Annotated in this window: 21 protein-coding genes, 1 tRNA gene and 1 riboswitch; of the genes, 8 read left to right on the forward strand and 14 right to left on the reverse strand. The window is 57.6% G+C overall.

Annotation, left to right across the window (positions count from 1 at the left end; all coding sequences use genetic code 11):
* Positions 1-226: 226 nt before the first annotated feature.
* The 3 genes from rpoE to QWJ34_RS25555 all read right to left on the reverse strand — a co-directional run bounded on the left by rpoE (position 227) and on the right by QWJ34_RS25555 (position 3,127).
* On the reverse strand, positions 227-751 hold the full coding sequence (rpoE, locus tag QWJ34_RS25545; protein ID WP_302731945.1) for a DNA-directed RNA polymerase subunit delta: 525 nt from the start codon (positions 749-751) through the stop codon (positions 227-229).
* Positions 752-1,023: 272 nt separating this feature from the next.
* Positions 1,024-2,703 (reverse strand): arginine--tRNA ligase, encoded by a 1,680-nt coding sequence (gene argS / locus QWJ34_RS25550; RefSeq protein ID WP_302731918.1) that lies wholly within the window; start codon positions 2,701-2,703, stop codon positions 1,024-1,026.
* The gene (locus QWJ34_RS25555; RefSeq protein ID WP_302731919.1) at positions 2,693-3,127 is read right to left on the reverse strand and encodes a YwiB family protein; all 435 of its coding nucleotides are present in this window, start codon (positions 3,125-3,127) and stop codon (positions 2,693-2,695) included. Before QWJ34_RS25555 ends, argS begins: the two co-directional genes overlap by 11 nt.
* A 210-nt stretch (positions 3,128-3,337) precedes the next feature.
* Here QWJ34_RS25555 and QWJ34_RS25560 point away from each other — a divergent pair, with 210 nt between their 5' ends.
* Positions 3,338-4,033, forward strand: coding sequence for a DNA-3-methyladenine glycosylase (locus tag QWJ34_RS25560; RefSeq protein WP_302731920.1), 696 nt, complete (start codon positions 3,338-3,340; stop codon positions 4,031-4,033).
* Positions 4,034-4,223: 190 nt separating this feature from the next.
* Here QWJ34_RS25560 and QWJ34_RS25565 read toward each other — a convergent pair whose 3' ends face one another.
* Complete coding sequence (locus QWJ34_RS25565; RefSeq protein WP_302731921.1) at positions 4,224-4,733, reverse strand: YwhD family protein; 510 nt, start codon at positions 4,731-4,733, stop codon at positions 4,224-4,226.
* A 458-nt stretch (positions 4,734-5,191) separates the two neighbouring features.
* Positions 5,192-5,330: riboswitch (cyclic di-AMP (ydaO/yuaA leader) on the forward strand.
* A 6-nt stretch (positions 5,331-5,336) separates the two neighbouring features.
* On the opposite strand from QWJ34_RS25565, the gene QWJ34_RS25570 reads away from it, so the two are divergent.
* On the forward strand, positions 5,337-5,807 hold the full coding sequence (locus QWJ34_RS25570; protein WP_302731922.1) for a C40 family peptidase: 471 nt from the start codon (positions 5,337-5,339) through the stop codon (positions 5,805-5,807).
* 312 nt (positions 5,808-6,119) lie between these two features.
* Complete coding sequence (locus QWJ34_RS25575; RefSeq protein WP_368047179.1) at positions 6,120-6,590, forward strand: GNAT family N-acetyltransferase; 471 nt, start codon at positions 6,120-6,122, stop codon at positions 6,588-6,590.
* Here the strand turns inward: QWJ34_RS25575 and rbsK are convergent.
* Together rbsK and QWJ34_RS25585 are read right to left on the reverse strand one after the other, a co-directional pair.
* Positions 6,557-7,522 carry a ribokinase gene (gene rbsK / locus QWJ34_RS25580; RefSeq protein ID WP_302731924.1) on the reverse strand — a complete coding sequence of 322 codons (966 nt, stop codon included), beginning with the start codon at positions 7,520-7,522 and terminating at the stop codon, positions 6,557-6,559. The genes QWJ34_RS25575 and rbsK overlap by 34 nt on opposite strands.
* A gap of 34 nt (positions 7,523-7,556) precedes the next feature.
* A complete protein-coding gene (locus QWJ34_RS25585) occupies positions 7,557-7,850 on the reverse strand; it encodes a hypothetical protein (RefSeq protein ID WP_302731925.1) in 294 nt (97 codons plus the stop codon).
* A gap of 281 nt (positions 7,851-8,131) precedes the next feature.
* On the opposite strand from QWJ34_RS25585, the gene motA reads away from it, so the two are divergent.
* From motA to tadA, 3 genes are all read left to right on the forward strand, one after another.
* Positions 8,132-8,932 carry a flagellar motor stator protein MotA gene (motA, locus tag QWJ34_RS25590; protein WP_302731926.1) on the forward strand — a complete coding sequence of 267 codons (801 nt, stop codon included), beginning with the start codon at positions 8,132-8,134 and terminating at the stop codon, positions 8,930-8,932.
* A complete protein-coding gene (locus tag QWJ34_RS25595; RefSeq protein WP_302731927.1) occupies positions 8,916-9,743 on the forward strand; it encodes a flagellar motor protein MotB in 828 nt (275 codons plus the stop codon). The genes motA and QWJ34_RS25595 overlap by 17 nt, the downstream gene beginning before the upstream one ends.
* Before the next feature lie 239 nt (positions 9,744-9,982).
* Positions 9,983-10,528 (forward strand): tRNA adenosine(34) deaminase TadA, encoded by a 546-nt coding sequence (gene tadA, locus QWJ34_RS25600; protein ID WP_483314308.1) that lies wholly within the window; start codon positions 9,983-9,985, stop codon positions 10,526-10,528.
* Between the two features lie 256 nt (positions 10,529-10,784).
* Here tadA and QWJ34_RS25605 read toward each other — a convergent pair whose 3' ends face one another.
* The 8 genes from QWJ34_RS25605 to guaB form a co-directional block, all read right to left on the reverse strand.
* Positions 10,785-11,879 carry a hypothetical protein gene (locus QWJ34_RS25605; protein WP_302731929.1) on the reverse strand — a complete coding sequence of 365 codons (1,095 nt, stop codon included), beginning with the start codon at positions 11,877-11,879 and terminating at the stop codon, positions 10,785-10,787.
* Positions 11,880-12,155: 276 nt separating this feature from the next.
* Positions 12,156-13,070, reverse strand: a complete 915-nt coding sequence (locus QWJ34_RS25610) for a YitT family protein (RefSeq protein ID WP_302731930.1) — start codon at positions 13,068-13,070, stop codon at positions 12,156-12,158.
* Between the two features lie 269 nt (positions 13,071-13,339).
* Positions 13,340-13,428: transfer RNA gene (locus tag QWJ34_RS25615), tRNA-Ser, on the reverse strand.
* A 287-nt stretch (positions 13,429-13,715) separates the two neighbouring features.
* Positions 13,716-14,999: a serine--tRNA ligase gene (gene serS, locus QWJ34_RS25620; RefSeq protein WP_302731931.1), complete on the reverse strand. Its 1,284-nt coding sequence runs from the start codon at positions 14,997-14,999 to the stop codon at positions 13,716-13,718.
* A 6-nt stretch (positions 15,000-15,005) separates the two neighbouring features.
* On the reverse strand, positions 15,006-15,605 hold the full coding sequence (gene pdxT, locus QWJ34_RS25625; RefSeq protein WP_302731932.1) for a pyridoxal 5'-phosphate synthase glutaminase subunit PdxT: 600 nt from the start codon (positions 15,603-15,605) through the stop codon (positions 15,006-15,008).
* A gap of 7 nt (positions 15,606-15,612) precedes the next feature.
* Positions 15,613-16,494, reverse strand: coding sequence for a pyridoxal 5'-phosphate synthase lyase subunit PdxS (gene pdxS, locus QWJ34_RS25630; RefSeq protein WP_302731933.1), 882 nt, complete (start codon positions 16,492-16,494; stop codon positions 15,613-15,615).
* A 122-nt stretch (positions 16,495-16,616) separates the two neighbouring features.
* Entirely contained in the window at positions 16,617-18,071 is a 1,455-nt protein-coding gene (locus QWJ34_RS25635; protein ID WP_483314307.1) for a D-alanyl-D-alanine carboxypeptidase family protein, read from the reverse strand.
* 210 nt (positions 18,072-18,281) lie between these two features.
* On the reverse strand, positions 18,282-19,739 hold the full coding sequence (gene guaB, locus QWJ34_RS25640) for an IMP dehydrogenase (protein ID WP_302731934.1): 1,458 nt from the start codon (positions 19,737-19,739) through the stop codon (positions 18,282-18,284).
* A 391-nt stretch (positions 19,740-20,130) separates the two neighbouring features.
* On the opposite strand from guaB, the gene QWJ34_RS25645 reads away from it, so the two are divergent.
* On the forward strand, positions 20,131-21,243 hold the full coding sequence (locus tag QWJ34_RS25645) for an amidohydrolase/deacetylase family metallohydrolase (RefSeq protein WP_302731935.1): 1,113 nt from the start codon (positions 20,131-20,133) through the stop codon (positions 21,241-21,243).
* The gene (locus tag QWJ34_RS25650) at positions 21,209-22,315 is read left to right on the forward strand and encodes a DgaE family pyridoxal phosphate-dependent ammonia lyase (protein WP_302731936.1); all 1,107 of its coding nucleotides are present in this window, start codon (positions 21,209-21,211) and stop codon (positions 22,313-22,315) included. The genes QWJ34_RS25645 and QWJ34_RS25650 overlap by 35 nt, the downstream gene beginning before the upstream one ends.
* Positions 22,316-22,318 lie beyond the last annotated feature (3 nt).

Consider the following 22,318-nt stretch of genomic DNA (forward strand, 5'->3'; position numbering starts at 1 on the left):
GATCGGGATGGCTGCATTCATGGAAAAACACCCTATAAAAACAAAAAAAAGCGACACCCGTGTCCACGGGGCACTTTTATCGTTTCTTCCATATTGTCCGTACTTAAAGCAAAAGCCCAAGCAATAGTTTACCTTCTGGCCCGGACACTGTCAAGCAAAGAAAGCGGGCATTTTCGGCCCGCTTTCGCTGTGGAAAAGAAAGATCCGCCGCGGCGATTGCCGCGTCTTACTTCTCTTCTTCCTCTTCGTAATCCTCGTCTTCTTCTTCCTCTTCTTCTTCGTCGAGGTCTTCTTCGTCGATCTGTTCGCCTTCGATTTCCTCGTCCTCTTCGATTTCGTCGTCGACGATTACATCCTCGTCCACTTCTTCCTCGTCGCCGTCATACAGTTCGTCGTCTTCGTCCTCGTCGCTCGTATCGTCGAACGATTCTTCGTCCGAATCCGCAATGTACGTCGTTTCGTCGTCCAGATCGTCGTCGTCCTCGTCGTTGATGATGCGCGGACGCTTGGCGCTGACAACCGGATCTTCGGATTTCTCCAGCGGGTACCAGCGTTTCAGCCCCCACAGGTTGGTGCCGACGCAGGCGAAGCGCCCGTCGATGTTGATCTCCGTATACAGCTGGGCGATCATATCGGCGGATTCTTTTTCGGTCAGTCCGCGATGGCGCGCGACTTCCTTCATCAGGTCCGGGTAGTAGTAAGGTTCGTTGGCTTTCTTCAGGATCAAGAATGCCAGGTCGACCATCGGCATTTCGCGAATTTTCTCGTTATCGATCGACAATTCAATCGGTGCAGGTGTCAAAGTATGGACACTTCCTCTCAAACATAGTGCGGTTCGGTTATTACAGAAAAAGTCAACCTAAGTAAAACGCATCCGCGCTCAAAAAGCAAGAAGCGCGGACGATTTTGCGGCGGCCTTGGGCGGAAGCGGGTCGCGGAAACGAAGCGAAGCGGCCGAAAAGACGTTCAAAGTCGTCTTTCGCCCTTCCCTCAAACCTCCCCGCTCCGGCTCCAAAGCGCCTTCTACATCCGTTCCGGCGCCGATACGCCGATCAGGCGCAGCACGTTGGCGATCACGGTGCGGGTCGCGTCCAGCAGCGCCAGGCGCGCCTGCGTAAGAGCCGCGTCTTCGGTGATGAAGCGCTCGGCTTTATAGTAGCTGTGCAGCATCGCCGCCACTTCGTACACATAGCGAACCAGGCGGTGCGGCGCATACCCGTCCGCGGCGATGCGGATTTCTTCCGGCAGCTCGCCCAGCTTGCGCAGCAGGTCGTACTCGTGCGGAGCGGTCAGCTTGCCCAGATCCACCTGCTGAAGCGGCAGCACGGCGACGCTCTGCTCCTCCGCCTGGCGGAAAATGCTGCAGATGCGCGCATGCGCGTACTGCACGTAGAAGACCGGGTTCTCGTTCGACGTCGAAACGGCCAGGTCCATATCGAAGTCCAGATGCGAATCCATGCCGCGCATCGTGAAGAAGTAGCGCATCGCGTCCACGCCCACTTCGTCCATCAGGTCTTCCATCGTGACGGCTTTGCCGGTCCGTTTGGACATCTTGACCTTCTCGCCGCCCTGGAACAGGCTGACCATCTGCGCGATCAGCACGATCAGCTTGTCGGGATCGTTGCCGAGTCCCTGCATGGCGGCTTTCATCCGCGGAATGTAGCCGTGGTGGTCGGCGCCCCAGATGTTCATGACTTTGTCGAAACCGCGCGCGTACTTGTCGCGGTGATACGCGATATCCGGCGTCAGGTACGTGTAGGTGCCGTCGTTCTTGATCAGCACGCGGTCCTTGTCGTCGCCGTACGTGGTCGTTCTGAGCCAGGTCGCGCCGTCCTGCTCGTACACTTCGCCGCGTCCGCGCAGCTCGTCGAGCGCGTCCAGCACCTGTCCGTTCTCGTACAGCGACGTTTCGCTGAAGAAGACGTCGAAATGGACGCGGAAGCGGTCCAGGTCGCGGCGGATCTTCTGCATTTCTTTTTCCAGTCCGTAGGTACGCAGGTATTCCATCCGTTCGCCCTGGCTCATCGACAGCAGGCGGTCTCCTTCGAGCTGTACCAGCTCTTTGGCGAAGCCTTTGATATCCTCGCCGTGGTAGCCGTCTTCCGGCATCTCCGCGTCCTGGCCCAGCTCCTGGCGGTAGCGCGCTTCGATCGACACGCACAGATTCGTCACCTGGTTGCCGGCGTCGTTGATGTAATACTCGCGCGTGACGCGGTACCCCGCAAAGTCGAGCAGGTTGCACAGCGCGTCGCCGACGGCCGCTCCGCGGGCATGACCCAGATGCAGGCTGCCGGTCGGGTTGGCGCTGACGAATTCGAGCTGCACTTTCTTGCCTTTGCCGTCTTCGACGCGTCCGTAGTTCCCGCCCTGCGCATGAATGGTGCCGACGACCGGGTACAGATAACTTTTGTTCAGCGTAAAGTTGATAAAGCCCGGTCCCGCGATCTCCGCACGTTCGATGCCGGCTCCTTCGCGGTCCAGATTCTCGATAATCGCTTCGGCGATCATGCGCGGATTCTTCTTGGCGATCCGGGTCAGCTGCATCGCCGCGTTGGTGGACAGGTCGCCGTGCGACTTGTCTTTCGGCACTTCCAGCGCAATGCCCGGAATATCGGCTTCGGATACGAGGCCGGATTTGGCGATCGCCGCGGCGACCGCTTCTTTTACAGTGTTCTCAAGCTGTTCAAGCGGGTTAATCGTCATGTGAATGGTCTTCCTCCTGTATGGTTAAGCTTACGGCAAAACGGGCGGAGAGCGCGTCTTGGATCTCCAGGTCGTACTCCCAATCGATCTGCCCGTACACGCCTTCCATGCGCACGCTCAGCTCCCGGGTATGGGTAACCAGCGCAAAACGCGTGTAAGGCGAACGGTAAAAGCCGGCCAGGCCGCTCCCTTTGCGGAAGGACTGTTCCGATTCCACCTCGCCGTGGCGAATGATCTTGAGTTCGTCGTCCGTGACTTTGAGCAGCGTTCGCGTGCCCTCCGCTCCGCCGGCCGCGCTCGGTTCCTCGTAGCGGATATAAAGCGATCGGTCTTTCACAAATACTTGTCCGGCGAGCGTCTGCTCCACCGTCTCGCCGTCCTGCCGGCTGCGAAGCCGGATCAGGACGCGGTTCGTCTCCGGCATAGGGCTGCGCTCCAATCCGTATATTGAAGATTTCTTCTATAGTACTATAGCATATTCTAGCCGCCGAACGGTCCGAATTCAAACAAGTCGCGCGGAAAAAAGTGCCGTTTTCGCCGCCGCGGAGCGGGCTTGCGCGTTCGGGCGGTTTGCGCGGCGGCGGAACGTTTATGTAGGATAGAGAATATGCAGCCAGAAACAGGAGGAATCCCCATGCCAATCGAACCGCATTCCGAAGCGCGCGCCACGCATCCGCCCCGCGGTCCTTTCCGGCCGCTGCCGGCATCGCTGTTCTCGTCCGCCGCGCTGGAAGCCTCTCCGCTGCTGCTGGGACAGACTCTGGTCCGACGCACGGAAGCCGGGGAGATCCGCAGCCGGATCGTCGAGACGGAGAGCTACGGCGGCGTGCTGGACAAAGGCAGCCACGCCTACGGCGGGCGGCGCACGGCGCGCACGGAAATCATGTTCGGCCCCGGCGGGCCGGCTTACGTATACCTCATCTACGGCATGTACCACTGCCTGAACGTGGTGACGGGCGAAGCGGACAATCCGCAGGCCGTGCTGATCCGAGCCGTCGAGCCGCTGACCGAAGAAGACGAGCGCCGCATGCGCTTTTTCCGCAGCATCAAATCCAAGAAAACGGCGGATTTGTCGGGCGGCCCGGGCAAGCTGTGCCGGGCGCTCGATATCGACAAGTCGCTGAACGGCTGCCGGCTGAGCGTGCCGACCGGTCCGCTGTATCTTGAAGCCGGCGACGATCCGCATTCGCTGCCAATTCTATGCGGACCGCGCATCAATATCGATTACGCGGAAGAATACGCGGCGAAGCCGTGGCGATTCTGGATCAAGGACCACGCGTACGTGTCGGTCAACGACAAAGCCAATCCGCCCAAGCCGTTTTATTTGTAAGCGAAGCGGGCTCGAACGGGCGGACGGCTGGCTCGGGTTCCGCCGCCAGCCGTCTTGCCTAAAGCGGCGCAGCCGGCCGGCGCGCCAAAAAGCCGAAAAGCGCCGTCCCCCTGCGGGAGCGGCGCTTTTCGGCCTGCCTGTTATTGCGTACAGATGCGGCGTCCGCCGAGAAAGCGGGACGGTCCCGGCTTCAGCCGAGCGCTTCTTTCAATTCGTCCGGCGAGCGGTTCCACCAGTCTTCGTTGTGCGCCGTCAGCAGCGTCTTGAGCGCCGCTTTGGCTTCGTCGTCCATCTCGTTCAGGATAATCTTGCGCTTGATGGCGTAATCCAGCTTGTTGACGTGGTCGGCCAGGATCTTGAAGCCGCGCTTGGTCTCGCCGTTGATCCACATCTCGCACGCCGTCGCGCCCGCGTACTGGCCGCCTTCTTCCGTCTTGTCGACGGCGACCCAGACCAGCCACACCCGGCGGCCGCCTTCGGCGTCTTCGCGGTTGGCCGTAAACTTGATGCCGCGCTCGACTTTGCTCTTGGCGTGCATCGCGCCGACGTCGATCTTGGCTTCGCCTTCGTCTATAATAATCGGGGATACATTGTTCAAATTGATCGAGCCGGTGCCGAATCCTTTATGCTTGCTGCTTTTCTGGCTGCTGCTGATAATGTTAAGCCCAAGCTGTTTTTTGCCTGTTTGGTTGTCTTCCATAAACGGAGTCTGCGCCTCCTTCGGCGGATATTGTGAACGTAAAATTCTTGCAAAAAGTTAACCTTTTTTCATGAAACTCTTCATCTCTCTCTATTTTATCCGATAAAAAGACGAAAGCAAAACAAAAAAACCAGGAGCTTAATTCGCGCCCGGTTGCAGCCGTCGGTTTCTTCGTACGCTTCAGGCGGAGAACACTCTCGCAAATTTGTGTGAACATCATCTTTTTTAACTTTCCGAAAACGCTGCAACCACGCGGGTTCGGACGTTTCGGTGGAAGGTCCGTGTCCAACACGCACCGAACAAAGTTAAATAAAGGTTTGCCAACGGCTAAGTCCTTTGCTACAATGTGTTTTGTGAGTAGTAACAACTTTGTAAACTTTAATCCGGCCCTTACGAATTAAGCGGCCATTCATACTTTTGACAACGACGAATAACAACTGGAGCTTTTTCGGTGCAAACCAAGATCTGAGCCAAATTCCGGCACCGGGAAGCGGGGGAACCAGTTATGGGTGAATTGACTTCGCAACAGAGGAGTCATAGGGGGACCTTCTCAACCGAATCCTTAAGCTAACCTCGCAGGCAAATGGAAGGGGTACAAAGTCTTTGAAGAAGAAGCTGACAGCCGCAGTAATGGGACTTGCAATTGCATTTAGCGTTGCAGCCACAGGAAACGCTCATGCAGACTCCAAATTGGACAATGTAATCGACTCTGCACTTGGAACACCGTACCGCACTGCGGGAACTTCGCTTAACGGATTCGACTGCTCGGGATTCACCAGCTATGTGTTCGACAAGCTCGGAATCGATCTGCCGCGCCAATCGTCTTCGCAGTACAGCGCAGGTTCGAAGATTGACAAAAGCGACCTTCGCGCCGGAGACCTGGTATTCTTCAATACCAACGGCAGAGGCATTTCGCATGTCGGAATTTATGTAGGAAACGGCAAATTCGCCCACGCATCGTCTTCGAACGGAGTTCGTTACGACAGCCTGAGCTCTAGCTATTATGCCGACCGTTACGTAGGCGCTTCGCGCTACATGAGCACTTACACATACAATACGGTTGCCAACGATTAATTCTCTTTTATAACTCAATCGACTATTCTTGCCTTTAGAAGCATTTCAGGACCGCATTCGATGACCGCCATCATCCGATTGCGGTTTTTTCATGCTCGGCCGCCTCCGTATTGACGGGAAAGCCGCCGTTCCCTGTCTCTTACGAAACGGAACATGAAAAGGTTGCATACCGCTTGAAAGTTTTGCTGCCGTGATAGTCATTATTTACCCCGACGCGCAAAGCCTAAACGGGGTTTTACCTATTTTTTAGTCGAAAAAATTCAAAAAAGGGAGCGAGCGAGCATGTGTGCATCTTCTTTTGGAGTTCGTCCGATGACCGAATCCGACGGCGAACAGATCAGCCGATGGTCGTACGAAAAACCCTACGATATCTACGGATGGATGCCCTGGGCGCAAATGAAAGAGCTCGGGATCGAATTCGGCGATCCCGAGCTGCGCGAACGGCAGTATGTCTCGGTATATCGGAGCGGAGAGCTCCAGGGCTTCGCCCAGCTGTTCCCGCTCAGCAGCACGATCCGGCTCGGCATCGGCATGCGCCCCGACCTGTGCGGACACGGGCTGGGCACCCTGTTCGTGCAGGCCGTCACCGCCGAAGCGCTGCGCCGCGCTCCGGACTACGAGATCGATCTCGAAGTGCTGACGTGGAACCAGCGGGCGATCAAGGTCTATACGCGGGCGGGCTTCAGCATCGCCGACACCTACGAACGGATGACTCCGGACGGCATGAAGCCGTTCTACTGCATGGTGTATCAGCCGCCCGCCGAGTCGGCGGAAGCCGAATAAAGCCCGCCGACCTCGATAGCGGTCGGCATCCCGCCTTGCGCGCCGAGCCGCGTCACGGCCAGAGCCGCCGCGCACGCGGCGTAGCGCGCCGCTTCGCCCGGCGCGCTTCCGCGAGCCAGCGCCGCCGCGAGCGCGGCGCTGAAGCAGTCGCCGGCCCCCGTCGTATCGACGACGGGACCGGCATACGCGGCCGGGACCGCCTCCGGCTCGCGGTCCGCGCTTTCAAGCACGAGCGCTCCGGCCCCGCCGAGCGTCGTGACGACCGCGCCGCCGCTCGCGGCGGCCAGCTTCCGCGCGGCTTCAATCAGCCGCGCTTGCCCTTCGGCGGACTCGCCCGCCAGGATGGCGAGTTCGCCGCGGTTCGGCGTGAGCACGCTCGCGCTGCGCAGCAGAGCGTCCGGCAGGGCGTCCGCCGCGGGCGCCGGGTTGAGCAGCACGATCGCCCCGCCTGCGCGGGCGATCGACGCCGCTTCGGCGGCGGTCTCCAGCGGAATCTCCAGCTGGATCAGCACCGCGTCCGCCTCCCGCAGCAGGCGGGACGGCTCCGGCGCGGAGACGTCCTCCGCCGTCAGCGTGCCGTTCGCGCCGGGAAACACCACGATCCGGTTGTCGCCTCCGCTCAGCCAGATCGAGGCCGTGCCGCTGGGCGTATCGCCGCGCCGCAGCACGCAGGACGTATCGATGCCTTCGCGCTCCAGCGCGGCGGTCATCTCTTCGCCGAACCCGTCGGCGCCGACCGCGCCGATCATCGACACCCGCGCGCCGAGCCTGGCCGCGCAGACGGCCTGGTTGGCGCCTTTTCCGCCCGGCAGCATATGCATGCCGGTCCCGAGCACAGTTTCACCCTGCTGCGGGACCCGGCCGCTTTCCATCACCACATCCATATTCAAACTTCCGACTACCGCGATGCGCGGCCGCTCTTTTTGCGTCATATCCAGTCTCCCCCCGAATTTCCGCTCCGCCCGCTTATACCAGGGGCACGAACGTCATCTGCTTCTCCCCGATTAGAATATTGATTCGGTGGAGCGCAGGGTCGTGGATCACAACCGCGCTGCCCACATCGATCGATGGCTGCGTACCGAGCGCGTAGAACAGGTCTTCGGCCAGCGCTTCGTGCACTTCCAGCCGGTCTTCCGGCCCAAGCCGTTCCCAGTCCTCCGCTTCCATCTCGAAAAAGAGGTAGCTGTCTTCGATCAATGAGACCGCTTTCGTCAAATCCTGCAAAATTTCCCCGTAATCTCTTCCGTGTTTGACACCCATGATCCCGGCTCCTTTTTATGAACATTAATTTAAACCCGTGGCTTATTTTCATTATAACGCAATTTGTCTCTTAAAAAAAAAGCTCCCCCTGTCGATAAAAAACATATCGAGGTGAGGTGTTTTTTCAAACCGCCGCTCTTCCGAGATGGCGTCCGAAAGCGGTTTGAAAATAAACCCGATAAATTCGCAGTGGCGAGTACGGTCCGATTTACGGCAATATGCACAGGCCAGGGATGGCCTTCGTGCTTACAAATTAATATTCTCATGGATGAGGTGCTTGCATGGAATTATCGTCTCTTATTGGTCTGATTTTGGCATTAATCTCGATTTTCGTCGGTATGATTTTAAAAGGAGCTCCGCTGTCTTCGCTTATCGTTCCCGCGGCGTATCTGATCATTCTCGGGGGTACGGCCGCTACGATTTTTATCGGTTTTCCGATGAGCGATCTGAAAAGCTTTCCGAAACTGATTAAGCTGTTCCTGTTCAAACAAAAGCTGATCGACAAGACTCAGCTGGTCAGCATGTTTATGGAATGGGCTTCGATCACCCGCCGCGAAGGCCTGCTCGCTCTCGAATCCAAAGTCGACGAGATCGACGACGATTTCCTCCGCAACGGAATGCGGATGATTATCGACGGCAACGATCAGGATTTCGTCAGCGACGTACTGCTCGAAGATATCCACGCCATGGAAGAACGTCACCGCACGGGCGCCCAGATCTTCGCGCAGGCGGGGATGTACGCGCCGTCGCTCGGCGTACTCGGCGCCGTCGTCGGCCTGATCGCCGCCCTGTCCGACCTCAGCGAAATGGAGAAACTGGCGCACGCAATCGCCGGCGCCTTTATCGCGACCCTGCTCGGTATCTTTGTCGGTTACGTACTCAGCTATCCGATCTCGAACAAACTCAAACGCCTGTCCAAAAAAGAAACCGAAGTGCGCATGATGATGGTGGAAGGTCTGCTGTCTATTCAATCCGGGGTTTCGACCATCGCGATCAACCAAAAGCTGTCCGTCTTCCTCACTCCTACGGAACGCAAGAAATTAGAGGAAAAGGGAGGCGATTCCGGTGGCCAAGAAGGCTAGGAAAGAGCATCACGAGGAGCATGCCGACGAAAGCTGGCTGATGCCTTATGCCGACCTTCTGACGCTGCTGCTCGCCCTGTTTATCGTATTGTACGCCATGAGTTCGGCCAGCGCCAGCAAGTTCCAGGCGATGGCCGAAGCTTTCGATTCCGTCCTGAACGGCGGTCCGAACGTGCTGGAACATACCTCCACGACCGAAAAAGAATCGATGACGCAGGATAACGATTCACAGTCTCTCGAAGATATGGCCAAGCAGGCGAGCGCCAAGAAGAACAACGCCGCCAACGAAACGCTGGCCAAGCTCAAGCAGAAAGAACAGGAAGACCTGACCAACCTGAAGAAACAGCTGGACAGCTACATCTCCAAGAACGGTCTCAGCGACCAGCTCGAAACGAAGCTGAATCAGTCGCAGCTCAAGATCGTCATCAGCGATAAAGCGCTGTTCGCCTCCGGCGAGGCGACCGTCAAGCCGACTTCGCGCGTGCTGGCCGCTTCGATCGCCAATATCCTGAAGAATTTCCCGGGCTACAATATTCAGGTGACGGGTCATACCGACAACGTGCCGATCGCCAACAGCGATTTCAAGAACAACTGGGATCTCAGCTCGGCGCGGGCCAACAACTTTATGCAGGTGCTGCTCAAGAACCCGAAGCTCGATCCGGAACGCTTCAATTCTATCGCCGCCGGCGAGTATCATCCGGTCGCTTCGAACTCGAGCGCAGCCGGACGCGCGGAGAACCGCCGGGTTGAAGTATCCATTATCCGCAACTATCAGGAGTCCAAAGACGACTCGATCGCTACAATCGAATAATTCCCAAATCGGGATAAATTACAGTCTTCTCACATAGAGAAGGCTGTAATTTATTTTTTTGTCCACAATCCATTCACAAATCCACAGACGCCTAGTACACTATGTGTATAATTATGGGGACTGTTTTAGAGTTATCCACAACGTTGTGCACAATATGTTAACAACGGAATGCCTGTTCGATGGATATCCCGCTTTGCCCCGAAAGGAGCTTTACCATTTTGGAATCGGAAGTTTCCGCTTTGGAAGAATATGAACGCTGGATGCGTGCCGCAATCGAAGAAGCTCGCAAAGCCGAAGCGATCGGCGAAGTCCCGATCGGAGCGATCGTCGTGCGCGGCGGCGAAATTATCGGCCGGGGCTATAATCTGCGCGAGACGACGCACGACGCAACGGCCCACGCCGAAATGATCGCCATCCGCGAAGCCAGCGAAGCAATCGGCGCCTGGCGCCTGCTGGACTGCACGCTTTATGTCACGCTGGAGCCGTGCCCCATGTGCGCCGGCGCCATCGTGCAAAGCCGCGTGCCGCTTGTCGTCTATGGAACGGCCGATCCCAAAGCCGGCTGCGCCGGCACGCTGATGGATCTGCTGCAGGAGCCGCGCTTCAATCATCGCACCGAATGGATCGCGGGCGTGCTGCAAGCCGAATGTTCCGAGCAGCTGTCCGCCTTTTTCCGCGGACTGCGCGCCCGGCTGAAAGAGCGCCGCGCGTTGGAGCGCGCGGAAACGGAACGTTTGTCGGCGGAAAGCGCCCCGGCGGACGACGGCGGGACAACGCCGCTTTAAACGGCTTCGGTTGTCCCGATCCGCGGTCTATGCCGCCGGCCGATCCAAATCGGCATAAAAAAAGAGCCTCTTTCGCTCGATGTGAAAGAGGCTCTTTGCTCGAACCCGTTTGTTCGCGCCTTTGCGCTTTCGCGGCGGAAGGCCCGTCCAAACGCGGTTGCCGCTAAGTCGGCAGTCCGCAAAATCTCTTGCCGCCCCGCGGCCCGGACGATCGACGGCCCCCGCCATCCATCGTCCGGCTTTAAGCGTTCAGGGATTAATAACCGTTCATTGTGCTTTGCAGTTCGTCGAGCGTGACGGTATCGGTCGGGATGCCGACTTCAAACGTCTGCTTCTCGTTCAACTTGCTGTAAGTCGACGTTCCCTGCAGCGCGACTTGGCCGGAAGTGCCGGACTCGTCGTCTTTGAAGTTTACGTCCATCAGCATCTTCTGGTAAACCGGGAATTTATCGGCGTTCAGCGCCGTATCGATCTGGAACGTGTTTACGGTCAGATAGTTCTTCAGTTCGTCCAGCTGTTTATTCATTTCTTCGTTGTCTTTCGTGCTCAATTCTTCGCGCGCTTTGGCAAAGTCTTCTTCGGTCGCGCCGAGCATTTCACGATATTCCGGTGTATCGAGCGTGTCGATAACTTTCGGCAGCGCTACGTTGACCAGCGTCGTGATGGCTTCTTTAACGTTGTCGTTCGTTACTTCGAAGCGAACGATGTCTTCGGCTTTTACGCCTTCCGGCAGTCCGGCTTCGGTTGCGCTCAGCTTTTTGAAGTAAGTCGCTTCGTCGTAGCTGTCCAAAATGGCGGAGCTGACGTCCTGGCTCAATTTTTGCGCATTTTTCGGGTCCATCATAGCCGTATTGACTTCCGCGCCTTGTTCCGCGGCCAGTTCGTTCATATCGATCTCGATAAATTTGCCGACCAGGTTCTCCGGAAGCGGCAGCAGCGCGATATCCGGTACTTTGACGTACAATTTTTCTTTCGTCATGACCATCGGCAGCTTGATGGTCATTTCCATATCGCCTTTGAGCTTCACTTCAAGCATCATTTCCGCCTGCATCGGATCGCCCTGGTAAACCGTCTTCACATTGAATTCGGCGCCTTTCAGCATGCTGACCACCTGATCCACACTTGCCGAATCGGCGCTGCTCGGCGCGGTTACCGTCAATGTATTGACCGTGAAATTGCTGTCGAGCTGGTACGATGTAATTTCCGTCGCTTTGACTACGGAGGCTTTAACGAGCGCTTTCGGCGTTTCTTCCGCTTTGGACGCGGTGCCGGCATTGTTGCCGCAGCCGCTAAGTACGAGTGTGCCTGCCATGACTACCGCGGACAGGCTCCCCAAAAACTTTTTATTCATGTTGTTTTCTCCCCTTCATGTCTTTATGAGTTTTGTTAAAAATCCCTAATACCCTCTTACCCTGATAACCAAACTTCTAAACTGTAAAACACTGGATGGCGTCCCGGTGTTTGCCGGGCGCTGCAGACTTGTCTAAGTATACGTGAACATTTTTCGAAAAGTTTCAAATTTCTAAAATTGAACGTACAGACTTACAAAAAAAGCAGGCCCCGGGAACTAAACGCGTTCTCAAGACCTGCTTTTTATCTCGATTTTTGCCGGTTTTTATTTAAAGTTTTAATGAATATCTTTCTTTTTGAAGCGTCCGCCTTTGACATCGTGAATATTGCCGACCGCCATAAACGCTTTATCGTCGAACTGGTTCACGATTTCTTTGAGCTTCGCTTCCTCAAGCCGAGTAATGACGCAGAAAATAACTTTTTTCGGATCGCCCGAGAACCCGCCTTCGCCGGCCAGGTAGGTCACGCCGCGGCCCAGACGGTCCAGGATGGCGTTGCCGATATCCTCGATCCGGTCGCTGATAATCCAGACGGATTTCGATTCGTTCATGCCTTCGATCGTCACGTCGATCATTTTGTAGGCGATATAGTAAGCCAGGATGGAGAACAGCGCATGGTCCCACCCGAATACGAAGCCCGCGCCGGACAGAATAAACAGATTGACGAACATCACGATTTCGCCGACGGAAAAAGGCGTTTTGCGCGAAACGAGGATGGCGATGATCTCCGTGCCGTCCAGCGAGCCGCCGTTGCGGATTACCAGCCCGGTGCCCACGCCGAGGAAAATACCGCCGAACACGAACGCCAGCAGCGTATCGTCGACGAAAGCGTGTACGGGATGCAGCAGAACGGTGCCGATCGAAAGGACGGTAATGCCGAGCAGGGTGGACAGCGCAAAAGTTTTGCCGATCTGTTTGTAGCCGACAATCAGGAAAGGAAGGTTCAACACGAACAGGAAAATACCGAGTTTCCAGCCGGAGAGGTAGGAAGCCATAACCGAGATCCCGGTAATGCCTCCGTCGGTGATGCTGTTGGGGACGAGGAACAATTCCAGCGCTACGGCGACGAGAATCGCACCGAGCACGATAAATACGCCTCGGGTCAGATTTTGCCTGAACGTGCGTTTGCCGTGCGCGCGGGACGCGCCGTGCGGCGGAGTGGGCTTCCGAGTCGGGGGTACAGGTAGAGTCATCGTTCACGTTCCTTCCTTGAATAAATGGATGCTTGCTATACGATGGTCGTTCCTTTGCGGCTCTGAATGAAAAGAATGGATCGGGTCCATAAAAGTCCCTTTTAATTATGCCATACTTTTCCGCTGCTTGTCTCGTTTTCTCTCTTGTTTTTGCGGAAAGACCGCAGTATAATCTAGGTTTCGTGTCTTTATTTAACATTCCTTTTCCTGGGAAATCGACAGCAAAAAGCCGCCTTTTCGAAAGAAAAGACGGCTGTCGTCGATTAAACTGGCGGAGAGGATGGGATTCGAACCCATGTGGAGTTGCCCCCTAACGGTTTTCAAGACCGCCCCGTTATGACCGCTTCGGTACCTCTCCGAGTATTCAAATTGCATAACCCTTCGGGCCTAGCGATTTGAAGAATCCTGCGCCTAGCGAAAGCTCTTTTTTCTTTTGGCAGAAGGACCCTGCGCCTAGCGAAAGCTTTTGACTTTAACTCCGCTCTTCGTCCTTAACCCTCTACTCAGAAAAACAGCAAACATCCTCCCCCATCATATCCTATCGCTCCGCTACACGCAAGGTTTTCAGCCCGAAGAAGGGCTGCCCCATACACAGCGAAGCGCAGAAGATGGCAGGGGATTCGGTTTCCCGCTTCTTAGTCGATCCTACTTCTTAGGTCCAATCACTTTCACGCCGCCCATATACGGCTGAAGCACTTCCGGAATCGCCACGCTGCCGTCTTCCTGCTGGTAGTTCTCCAGGATCGCAGCCACGGTACGGCCGACGGCCAGACCCGAGCCGTTCAGCGTATGCACGAACTCCGGCTTGCCTTTCGGCTCGCGGCGGAAACGGATGCTGGCCCGGCGGGCCTGGAAATCTTCGACGTTCGAGCACGACGAGATCTCGCGGTACATGCCGCTTTCCGGCAGCCAGACTTCGAGATCGTACGTCTTGGCCGCGGTAAAGCCCATATCGGCCGTGCACAGCACGATCACGCGGTAAGGCAGACCGAGCAGCTGCAGCACGCGTTCCGCGTTGGCGGTCATCTGCTCCAGCTCGTCGTAGGAATGATCCGGATGCACGATCTTGATCATTTCCACTTTGTTGAACTGGTGCTGGCGGATCAGGCCGCGCGTATCGCGTCCGGCCGATCCCGCTTCGGAGCGGAAGCAGGCGCTGTAGGCGATATACTTCTTCGGCAGATCTTCGGCTTCGAGAATCTCGTCGCGGTGATAATTCGTCACCGGCACTTCGGCTGTCGGGATCAGGTAATATTCCGTATCTTTAAGCTTGAACAGATCTTCTTCGAACTTCGGCAGCTGGCCGGTGCCGTACAGGCTGTCCTGGTTGACGATGTACGGAGGCAGCATTTCCTCGTAGCCGTGTTCGCTGCTGTGCAGATCCATCATAAAGTTGATCAGCGAACGTTCCAGACGCGCTCCGAGTCCTTTATAGAAGGTAAAGCGCGAGCCTGTTACTTTGGCCGCCGATTCGAAATCGAGGATACCGAGATTTTGGGCGGTTTCCCAGTGGGCTTTCGGCGTAAAATCGAATTCCCGCGGCTCGCCGACCCGGCGAATCTCCACATTGTCGTCTTCGGACGCGCCGACCGGCACGCTGTCGTTCGGAATGTTCGGGATCGCCATCGTGACGGCTTCGATCTCGGTTTCCAGACCGCGTATTTCTTCGTCGAGCTGCTTGATGCGGTCCGATACTTCACGCATCTCCAGGATCAGATCGTCGGCGTTCTCGCGGTTCTTTTTGAGCTTCGCCACTTCGCCCGAAACGGTGTTGCGGCGGTTCTTCAGCGTTTCGACTTCCTGCAGCTTCTCGCGGCGTTCGCCGTCGAGACGCGGGAAATTGGCGATCAGGTCTTCGGATTTGCCGCGTTTAACCAGCGCTTCTTTGACCCGATCGTATTCGTTTCTCAATACTTTAGCATCCAACACGGATCTTCATCCTTTCGCTTCTCCGGACCTGGCTTCGCGCACCATGCCGGCAAAATATTCGTGCAGCCGGTAGTCGTCGGTCAGCTCCGGATGAAATGACGACACGAGCAGGCGGCCTTCCCGCGCCGTGACCATTTCTTCATTATAAGTCGCCAGCACTTCGACGTTCGCGCCGGCTTCCCGAATCAGCGGAGCGCGAATGAATACCGCCCTGACCGGTTCGTCGATGCCTTTGATCGGCAGATCCGTCTCGAAGCTTTCCCGCTGCCGGCCGAACGCGTTGCGGGCGACGGAGATATCCATCAGGCCGAGATGGCTCTCCTCCTGCCCTTCGATCCGCTTGGCCAGCACGATCAGCCCGGCGCAGGTGCCGAACAGCGGCCTGCCGGCGGCATGGAACTCCCGAATGCGCTCGATAAAGCCGTACTTGCGCATCAGCTTGCCGATCGTGGTGCTCTCGCCGCCCGGGATGACCAGGCCGTCGAGTTCGTCCAGCTGTTCGACGCGTTTAACGGCCATGCTGTCCGCTCCGGCCAGCTCCAGGCTGCGGATATGCTCCGCGACCGCGCCCTGGAGCGCCAGCACGCCGATCTTTACTTTGCTCATCCGCCGATTACCAGCCGCGGTCCTGCATGCGTTCGGACGGCGCGAGCTGCTTGATATCGATGCCCTTCATCGGCGTACCGAGATTCTTCGACACTTCCGCGATCAGGCGGTAGTCGTCGTAGTGCGTCGTCGCTTCGACGATCGCGCGCGCGAACTTCTCCGGATTGTCGGATTTGAAAATGCCGGAGCCCACGAATACGCCGTCCGCGCCCAGATGCATCATCAGCGCCGCGTCGGCCGGAGTGGCTACGCCGCCCGCCGCAAAGTTCACGACCGGCAGTTTGCCGCTTTCGTGAATGTTCAGCAGGATATCGTAGGAAACGCCCAGGTTTTTCGCTTCGGCGTACAGCTCGTCTTTGGAGAGATTTTTCACTTTGCGAATCTGTCCGTTGATCAGGCGCATATGGCGCACGGCTTCGACGATGTTGCCCGTTCCCGGCTCGCCTTTGGTGCGCAGCATCGAAGCGCCTTCGCCGATCCGGCGCAGCGCTTCGCCGAGATCCTTGGCGCCGCAGACGAACGGAATCGTGAATTCCTGCTTGTCGATATGGAACACTTCGTCCGCCGGCGTCAGCACTTCGCTTTCGTCGATATAGTCGACGCCGAGCGATTCCAGCACTTTCGCTTCCACGTAATGCCCGATACGCGCTTTGGCCATTACCGGAATGGAAACCACCTTCATCACTTCTTCGACGATCGTCGGATCGGCCATGCGGGCCACGCCGCCGGCCGCGCGAATATCGGACGGAACGCGTTCCAGCGCCATAACGGCCGTGGCCCCCGCCGCTTCCGCAATCTTTGCCTGCTCCGCGTTCATGACATCCATGATCACGCCGCCTTTTTGCATTTCCGCCATGCCTCTTTTAACGCGCGATGTTCCTGCTTCCATTCTCATAGCCCCCTGATCTATCCCGATTTGCAGCCTGCTGTACGCAGGATTTACTAACCATTTATTTTACAGCACGAGTTATGGATATACAATGCTTGGGACGTGTCTTCAAACCCGCTTTCTCAGAACAGGTTTTTGATGCCCTCGAACAGGTCCGCGAAGAAGCCGCCGATCGCCCGGAACAGCTGGCGCAGCCAGCCCGCTTTCTCGACGTCTTCCGAAGCGATCAGGTCGACGGTTTTCTTCTGCTGCTGGGACATGCCTTCTGCCTGATACGTATAGGTCGCGGTGCCGACTTTGTCGCCTTTGGCGATCGGCGCGACGAGCTGGTCTTCGCCTTCGACCGTCGTTTTGACTTTCAGTCCGCTTGCGTCCGCGCCCTTGGGCACGACAAAGCTGATCGCGCTCGCCGTTTCGTAGGTTACGGACTTTTCTTTGCCTTTGGATACGGCCGCCGGTCCGTCGCCTTCGATCGCCTGATTGGCGTCGACGAGCTGCTTGATCTCGAAGTTGTTGAAGCCGTAATCCAGCACTTTGCGCGTCTCGACGAAGCGCGAGCCCTGATCGTTGGCGTCGGTCCCCATGACGACGCTGATCAGACGCACCCCGTCGCGTACGGCGGTGCCGGTAAAGCAGTTGCCCGCCGCGGCGGTATGGCCCGTTTTCAGACCGTCCAGCCCTTCATAAGCATAAGCTTTGAGGTTCTGCACTTTGGAGTTGCCTTCCAGCATCCAGTCCAGGTTCTCGATCTTGCCGTTCGCGCCCGGGCGGAACTGGAACGAAGGCAGCGTCGTGAATTCGTTGAAATCCGGATGATCCGTTACGATGAATTTGGCAAGCAGAGCCGCGTCCATAGCGGACATCTTCGTTTCCTCGGTCGAGTCGGTCCGGAACGCTTCGGGCATATCCGCGATGTCCAGCCCGGTCGAGTTGGCGAAATGCGTATTTTTCATACCCATCCGCTTGGCTTCGTCATTCATCATTTTCACGAATTCCTGCTCGGTCGGCGCAACGGTCTCGGCCAGCGCCACCGTCGCATCGTTCGCGGAACCGATCGCCATGGCGATATACAGGTCTTTGACGGTATGCTGATCCCCTTCGGCCAGGAATACGCGCGAGCCGATCTGCGAAGCCGCGTTCTTGCCGATCGTGACGACATCGTCCCATTTCAGCTTGCCCTGCTTGACCTGCTCGGAAACGATGTACTCGGTCATCATCTTGGTCATGCTCGCCGGCGGAAGCGCTTTGTCGGCGTCGAGCGCCAGCAGGACTTCGCCCGTGGTCGGCTCCAGCAGCACGGCGGATTTGACGTTGAGGCCCAAGCTTTCGACCGACGGAAGGGCTTTCTGCGCGGACGCCTTCGCATCGGAAGCGGCGGGCTTGGACTCCTTCGTCGTCTGGGACTGCTTGGTATCGGAAGCGGCGCTGGCCAGATTGGCCGGAACGGCCGACAGGCAGAGCATATTTAGAATCAGAATGGAAGCTGCGCTTCTTTTCAGAAATTTAGGCTGATCGAACCGACTCTTCTCGGCTTTACCTGTAGCTTTACTCGTATAAGTGGAAGGCTTGCGTTTCAATGGATCCCGTACTCCCCTCGTCGTGCTAAGTTTCTTTTCACACCCCTCTAGTCTAACACAGCCTGACGGCGCGTGTCTTTACATGGTTGAGGGAGGATATAGTCAAAAAAGCGGACCGGGCGATTCGCCCGGTCCCGCTGCAGCGCTATTTGGTTTCGTTCGTCCGCGCCGGATTCGCCCGGACTTCTCCGGGCGGACCCGACGATCCGGTTATACCGAATAGTTCGGCGCTTCCTTCGTAATCTGCACGTCGTGCGGATGGCTTTCGCGCAGACCGGCCCCGGTGATGCGGATAAACTGGGTATCGTTGCGCAGCGCGTCGAGGTCGCCCGCTCCGCAGTAACCCATGCCCGAACGCAGGCCGCCGACCAGTTGTCCCACGGTATCGGACAGCGGTCCTTTATATGCGACGCGGCCTTCGATGCCTTCCGGCACCAGCTTCTTGTCGTCGTCCTGGAAGTAGCGGTCTTTGCTGCCCTGCTTCATGGCCGCGATCGAACCCATGCCGCGGTACACTTTGAAGCGGCGGCCCTGGTAGATCTCGGATTCGCCCGGGCTTTCTTCCGTGCCCGCGAACATGCTGCCCAGCATAACGGCATGGGCGCCGGCCGCGATCGCTTTGGTGATCTCGCCGGAGTACTTGATGCCGCCGTCGGCGATGATCGGAATGCCGTACTCGCGGGCAACCGTCGCGCAGTCGTAGATCGCGGTGATCTGCGGCACGCCGATGCCGGCGATCACGCGGGTGGTACAGATGGAGCCCGGACCGATGCCGACTTTGACGACCGAAGCGCCGGCTTCGATCAGGTCGCGCGTCGCTTCGCCCGTCGCCACGTTGCCGGCGACGATCGTCAGCTCCGGATGACGGCCGCGGATACTGCGCACCGCGTCGAGGATATTGATATGGTGGCCGTGCGCCGAATCGACGACGACGACGTCGACGCCGGCTTCGACCAGCGCGTCGATCCGTTCGTTGGCGTCGCTCGATACGCCGACGGCCGCGCCGACGAGCAGGCGTCCCTGCGCGTCTTTGGCGGCGTTCGGGAACTGGATCGCTTTTTCGATATCTTTAATGGTAATAAGACCTTTGAGGACGTTGTTCTCGTCGACCAGCGGCAGCTTCTCGATCTTGTGCTGCTGCAGAAGAACTTCCGCTTCGCGCAGCGTCGTGCCGACCGGAGCGGTGACCAGGTTCTCCTGCGTCATCACTTCTTTGATCGGCATGCTGTAGTCGTGGATAAAGCGCAGATCGCGGTTGGTCAGGATGCCGACCAGCTTCTCTTGTTCGTCGACGATTGGCACGCCGGAAATCCGATACTTGCCCATCAGGACCTCTGCATCGGAAACGAGATGATCCGGACTCAGGAAGAACGGATTCGTAATGACGCCGTTCTCGGAGCGCTTTACGCGGTTCACTTCGTCCGCCTGCTTCTCGATCGGCATATTTTTATGGATGATTCCGATACCGCCTTCGCGCGCGATCGCGATCGCCAGAACCGCTTCAGTTACGGTGTCCATGCCGGCGCTGATCAGCGGAATATTCAGCTTCACGCTGTCGCTCAGTTTCGTGGACACATTGACTTCCTTCGGCAGAACCTCCGACTTTCTCGGTACCAGCAGTACGTCGTCGAACGTCAGTCCCTCTTTGTCAAACTTGCTATTCCACACCCGATTTTGCCTCCTTTTTTTTCTTGTCCCAACCGCCGTTTTCCCTTATATGGAAAGCTGAAAGGCCTTTTCTGAAAATATATTATTGCAATCTTAGCAAAGGGGGTATGGGCTGTCAAGACGAAAAGGGCGGGCACGGAGCGCAAGCGCAGAGCGATTTTACAGGAAAAAAAGATGTCCGCGAGGGGCGGACATCGAGTAGGTTTTCGTACTGCTTTTTGCTTCTTTTTCCCAAAAATCGTCTTAAAAAATCACTTAAACATTATAACGTTATATTGTTTTTTCGAAAAGGGAATGCTATCTTTGAATGGAGTTCCACGTTTCTCTCATAAAATGACAGTATTTACGGCTTGTGCGTATGGCGCAATCCGTAAGGAAAGCAGGTGCCTTTATGAAGCAGGACTTTCTGCTGCGCGGCGTCATTTTTCCCGATGGCGAAACCGCCGATCTTGAGATCAGGGACGGCCTGATCGCCGGCATCCATTCTTCCGGCGCCGCGGCCGGCGGCGAAGTGGTCGACTGCGGCGGACTGCATGTGTCGAGCGGCTGGATCGATATGCACGTGCACGCTTTTCCGGAGTTCGAACCCTACGGCGACTCGGTCGACGCGATCGGCGTCGACTGCGGCGTCACCACGATCGTGGACGCGGGCAGCTGCGGCGCCGACCGGATCGGCGAGCTGGCCGCAAGCGCGGAAAACGCAAGCACCCGGCTGCTCGCGTTTCTCAACATTTCGCGCATCGGGCTTCAGCGTACGGACGAGCTGTCGAAGCTGGACTGGATCGACCGCGACGCGGCCGTTCGCGCGGCCCGCGAGCACGCCGGCTTCGTCGTCGGGCTCAAAGCCCGCATCAGCCGCAGCGTCGTGCTCGGCAACGGCACCGAGCCGCTGCGCCGGGCGGTCGCGTTGGCCGAAGAACTGAAGCTGCCGATCATGACCCATATCGGTTCGGGTCCTCCGCCGATCGAAGAAGTCATGCCGCTGCTGAGACAAGGCGATATCGTCACGCATTATCTGAACGGCAAAGCCAACAACCTGTTCGACGAGCAGGGCCGGCCGCTGCCGGTGCTGGTGGACGCGATCAAGCGCGGCGTACGGCTGGACGTGGGCCACGGCACCGCCAGCTTCTCGTTCGAAACGGCCGAGCAGGCCAAAGCCGCGGGCATATCGTTCGATACGATCAGCACCGACATCTACCGCGGCAACCGCCTGAACGGTCCCGTCTACGGCATGGACAGCGTGCTGACCAAGTTCCTGACGCTCGGCTATCCGCTCAAAGACGTCGTCGAAGCGGTCACCGTCCGTCCGGCGGCCTGGCTGAACCGGCCGGAGCTCGGACGCATCCGAGTCGGCGAACCCGCCAATCTGACGCTGTTCTCGCTCGAAGACGTCCCGTCCGTGCTGACGGATTCCGAGGGCGTTACGCGCACCTCCAAGCAAACTTTAAAAGCCGAAGGAGTGGTTGTAAATGGGCAGTACCTTGCATGCCAAGTACGGGCTTAAACGCGTCATCAACGCCAGCGGACGCATGAGCATTCTGGGCGTATCGGCGCCCACCGATACGGTGATGGAAGCGATGAAGACCGGCGGACAGAACTATGTCGAGATCGCCGATCTGGTCGACAAGTCCGGGGAACGTATCGCCGGGCAGTTCGGGTTCGAGTCGGCGGTCGTCGTCAACTCCGCGTCCAGCGGCATTGCCCTGTCGGTGGCGGGTATCGTCACGCGCGGGGAGCGCGGACGCAGCCTGCGTTTGCACCAGTCGCCGATTCCCAAGAACGAGATCGTCATGCTCAAAGGACACAACGTCCAGTACGGCGCGCCGGTCGAGACCATGGTTTATCTGGGCGGCGGTACGGTGGTCGAAGCGGGCTATGCCAACGAAGGCACGGTCCGCCAGATCGAAGAAGCGGTGACGGAGCGCACGGCGGCGATCCTGTACGTCAAATCGCACCACGCGGTCCAGAAAAATATGGCTTCGATCGAAGAAACGTGGAATCTGGCGCAGCGTCTCGGCCTGCCGATGGTGATCGACGCGGCGGCCGAAGAAGATCTGCAAAAGTACGCTTCGTGCTCCGATCTGGTCATTTTCAGCGGCTCGAAAGCGATCGAAGGCCCCACTTCCGGCATCGTCGCCGGCAAGCGGGAGTATATCGACTGGGTCAAAGTGCAGCTGCACGGTATCGGCCGCAGTATGAAAGTCGGCAAAGAAACGACGTTCGGCCTGCTCCAGGCACTCGACGAGTATCTCGACAAAAAGGACAACAGCGAACGCGAGCGCGAAGCGCTGCAAACGCTGATTCCGCTGGGCGAACTCGGCGGCGTGGACGTAAGCGTCGTGCAGGACGAAGCCGGACGCGCCATCTACCGCGCGCGCGTGAAGATCGATCCGAAGCTTGCGGGCATCGACGCGGTGCAAACGGTCGACGCGCTGAAAAGCGGCGAAATCGCCATCTACACGCGCGACTACGGAGCGCGGCAGGGTTATTTCGATATCGATCCGCGGCCGCTGCTGGGAGACGATATGCAGGTAATCGAGCGCAGACTGCGCGAATTATTAAAAGGGGGACAATAAACC

The organism is Saccharibacillus sp. CPCC 101409 (genome assembly GCF_030518235.1).
Classification (GTDB): domain Bacteria; phylum Bacillota; class Bacilli; order Paenibacillales; family Paenibacillaceae; genus Saccharibacillus.

Bases quoted from the DNA above. Each gene is read 5' to 3' on its own strand.
- rpoE (WP_302731945.1), bottom strand. From the start codon at position 751: ATGCCGATGGTCGACCTGGCATTCTTGATCCTGAAGAAAGCCAACGAA.
- argS (WP_302731918.1), bottom strand. From the start codon at position 2,703: ATGACGATTAACCCGCTTGAACAGCTTGAGAACACTGTAAAAGAAGCG.
- QWJ34_RS25555 (WP_302731919.1), bottom strand. From the start codon at position 3,127: ATGCCGGAGACGAACCGCGTCCTGATCCGGCTTCGCAGCCGGCAGGAC.
- QWJ34_RS25560 (WP_302731920.1), top strand. From the start codon at position 3,338: ATGCCAATCGAACCGCATTCCGAAGCGCGCGCCACGCATCCGCCCCGC.
- QWJ34_RS25565 (WP_302731921.1), bottom strand. From the start codon at position 4,733: ATGGAAGACAACCAAACAGGCAAAAAACAGCTTGGGCTTAACATTATC.
- QWJ34_RS25575 (WP_368047179.1), top strand. From the start codon at position 6,120: ATGACCGAATCCGACGGCGAACAGATCAGCCGATGGTCGTACGAAAAA.
- rbsK (WP_302731924.1), bottom strand. From the start codon at position 7,522: ATGACGCAAAAAGAGCGGCCGCGCATCGCGGTAGTCGGAAGTTTGAAT.
- QWJ34_RS25585 (WP_302731925.1), bottom strand. From the start codon at position 7,850: ATGGGTGTCAAACACGGAAGAGATTACGGGGAAATTTTGCAGGATTTG.
- motA (WP_302731926.1), top strand. From the start codon at position 8,132: ATGGAATTATCGTCTCTTATTGGTCTGATTTTGGCATTAATCTCGATT.
- QWJ34_RS25605 (WP_302731929.1), bottom strand. From the start codon at position 11,879: ATGAATAAAAAGTTTTTGGGGAGCCTGTCCGCGGTAGTCATGGCAGGC.
- QWJ34_RS25610 (WP_302731930.1), bottom strand. From the start codon at position 13,070: ATGACTCTACCTGTACCCCCGACTCGGAAGCCCACTCCGCCGCACGGC.
- pdxT (WP_302731932.1), bottom strand. From the start codon at position 15,605: ATGAGCAAAGTAAAGATCGGCGTGCTGGCGCTCCAGGGCGCGGTCGCG.
- pdxS (WP_302731933.1), bottom strand. From the start codon at position 16,494: ATGGAAGCAGGAACATCGCGCGTTAAAAGAGGCATGGCGGAAATGCAA.
- QWJ34_RS25645 (WP_302731935.1), top strand. From the start codon at position 20,131: ATGAAGCAGGACTTTCTGCTGCGCGGCGTCATTTTTCCCGATGGCGAA.
- QWJ34_RS25650 (WP_302731936.1), top strand. From the start codon at position 21,209: ATGGGCAGTACCTTGCATGCCAAGTACGGGCTTAAACGCGTCATCAAC.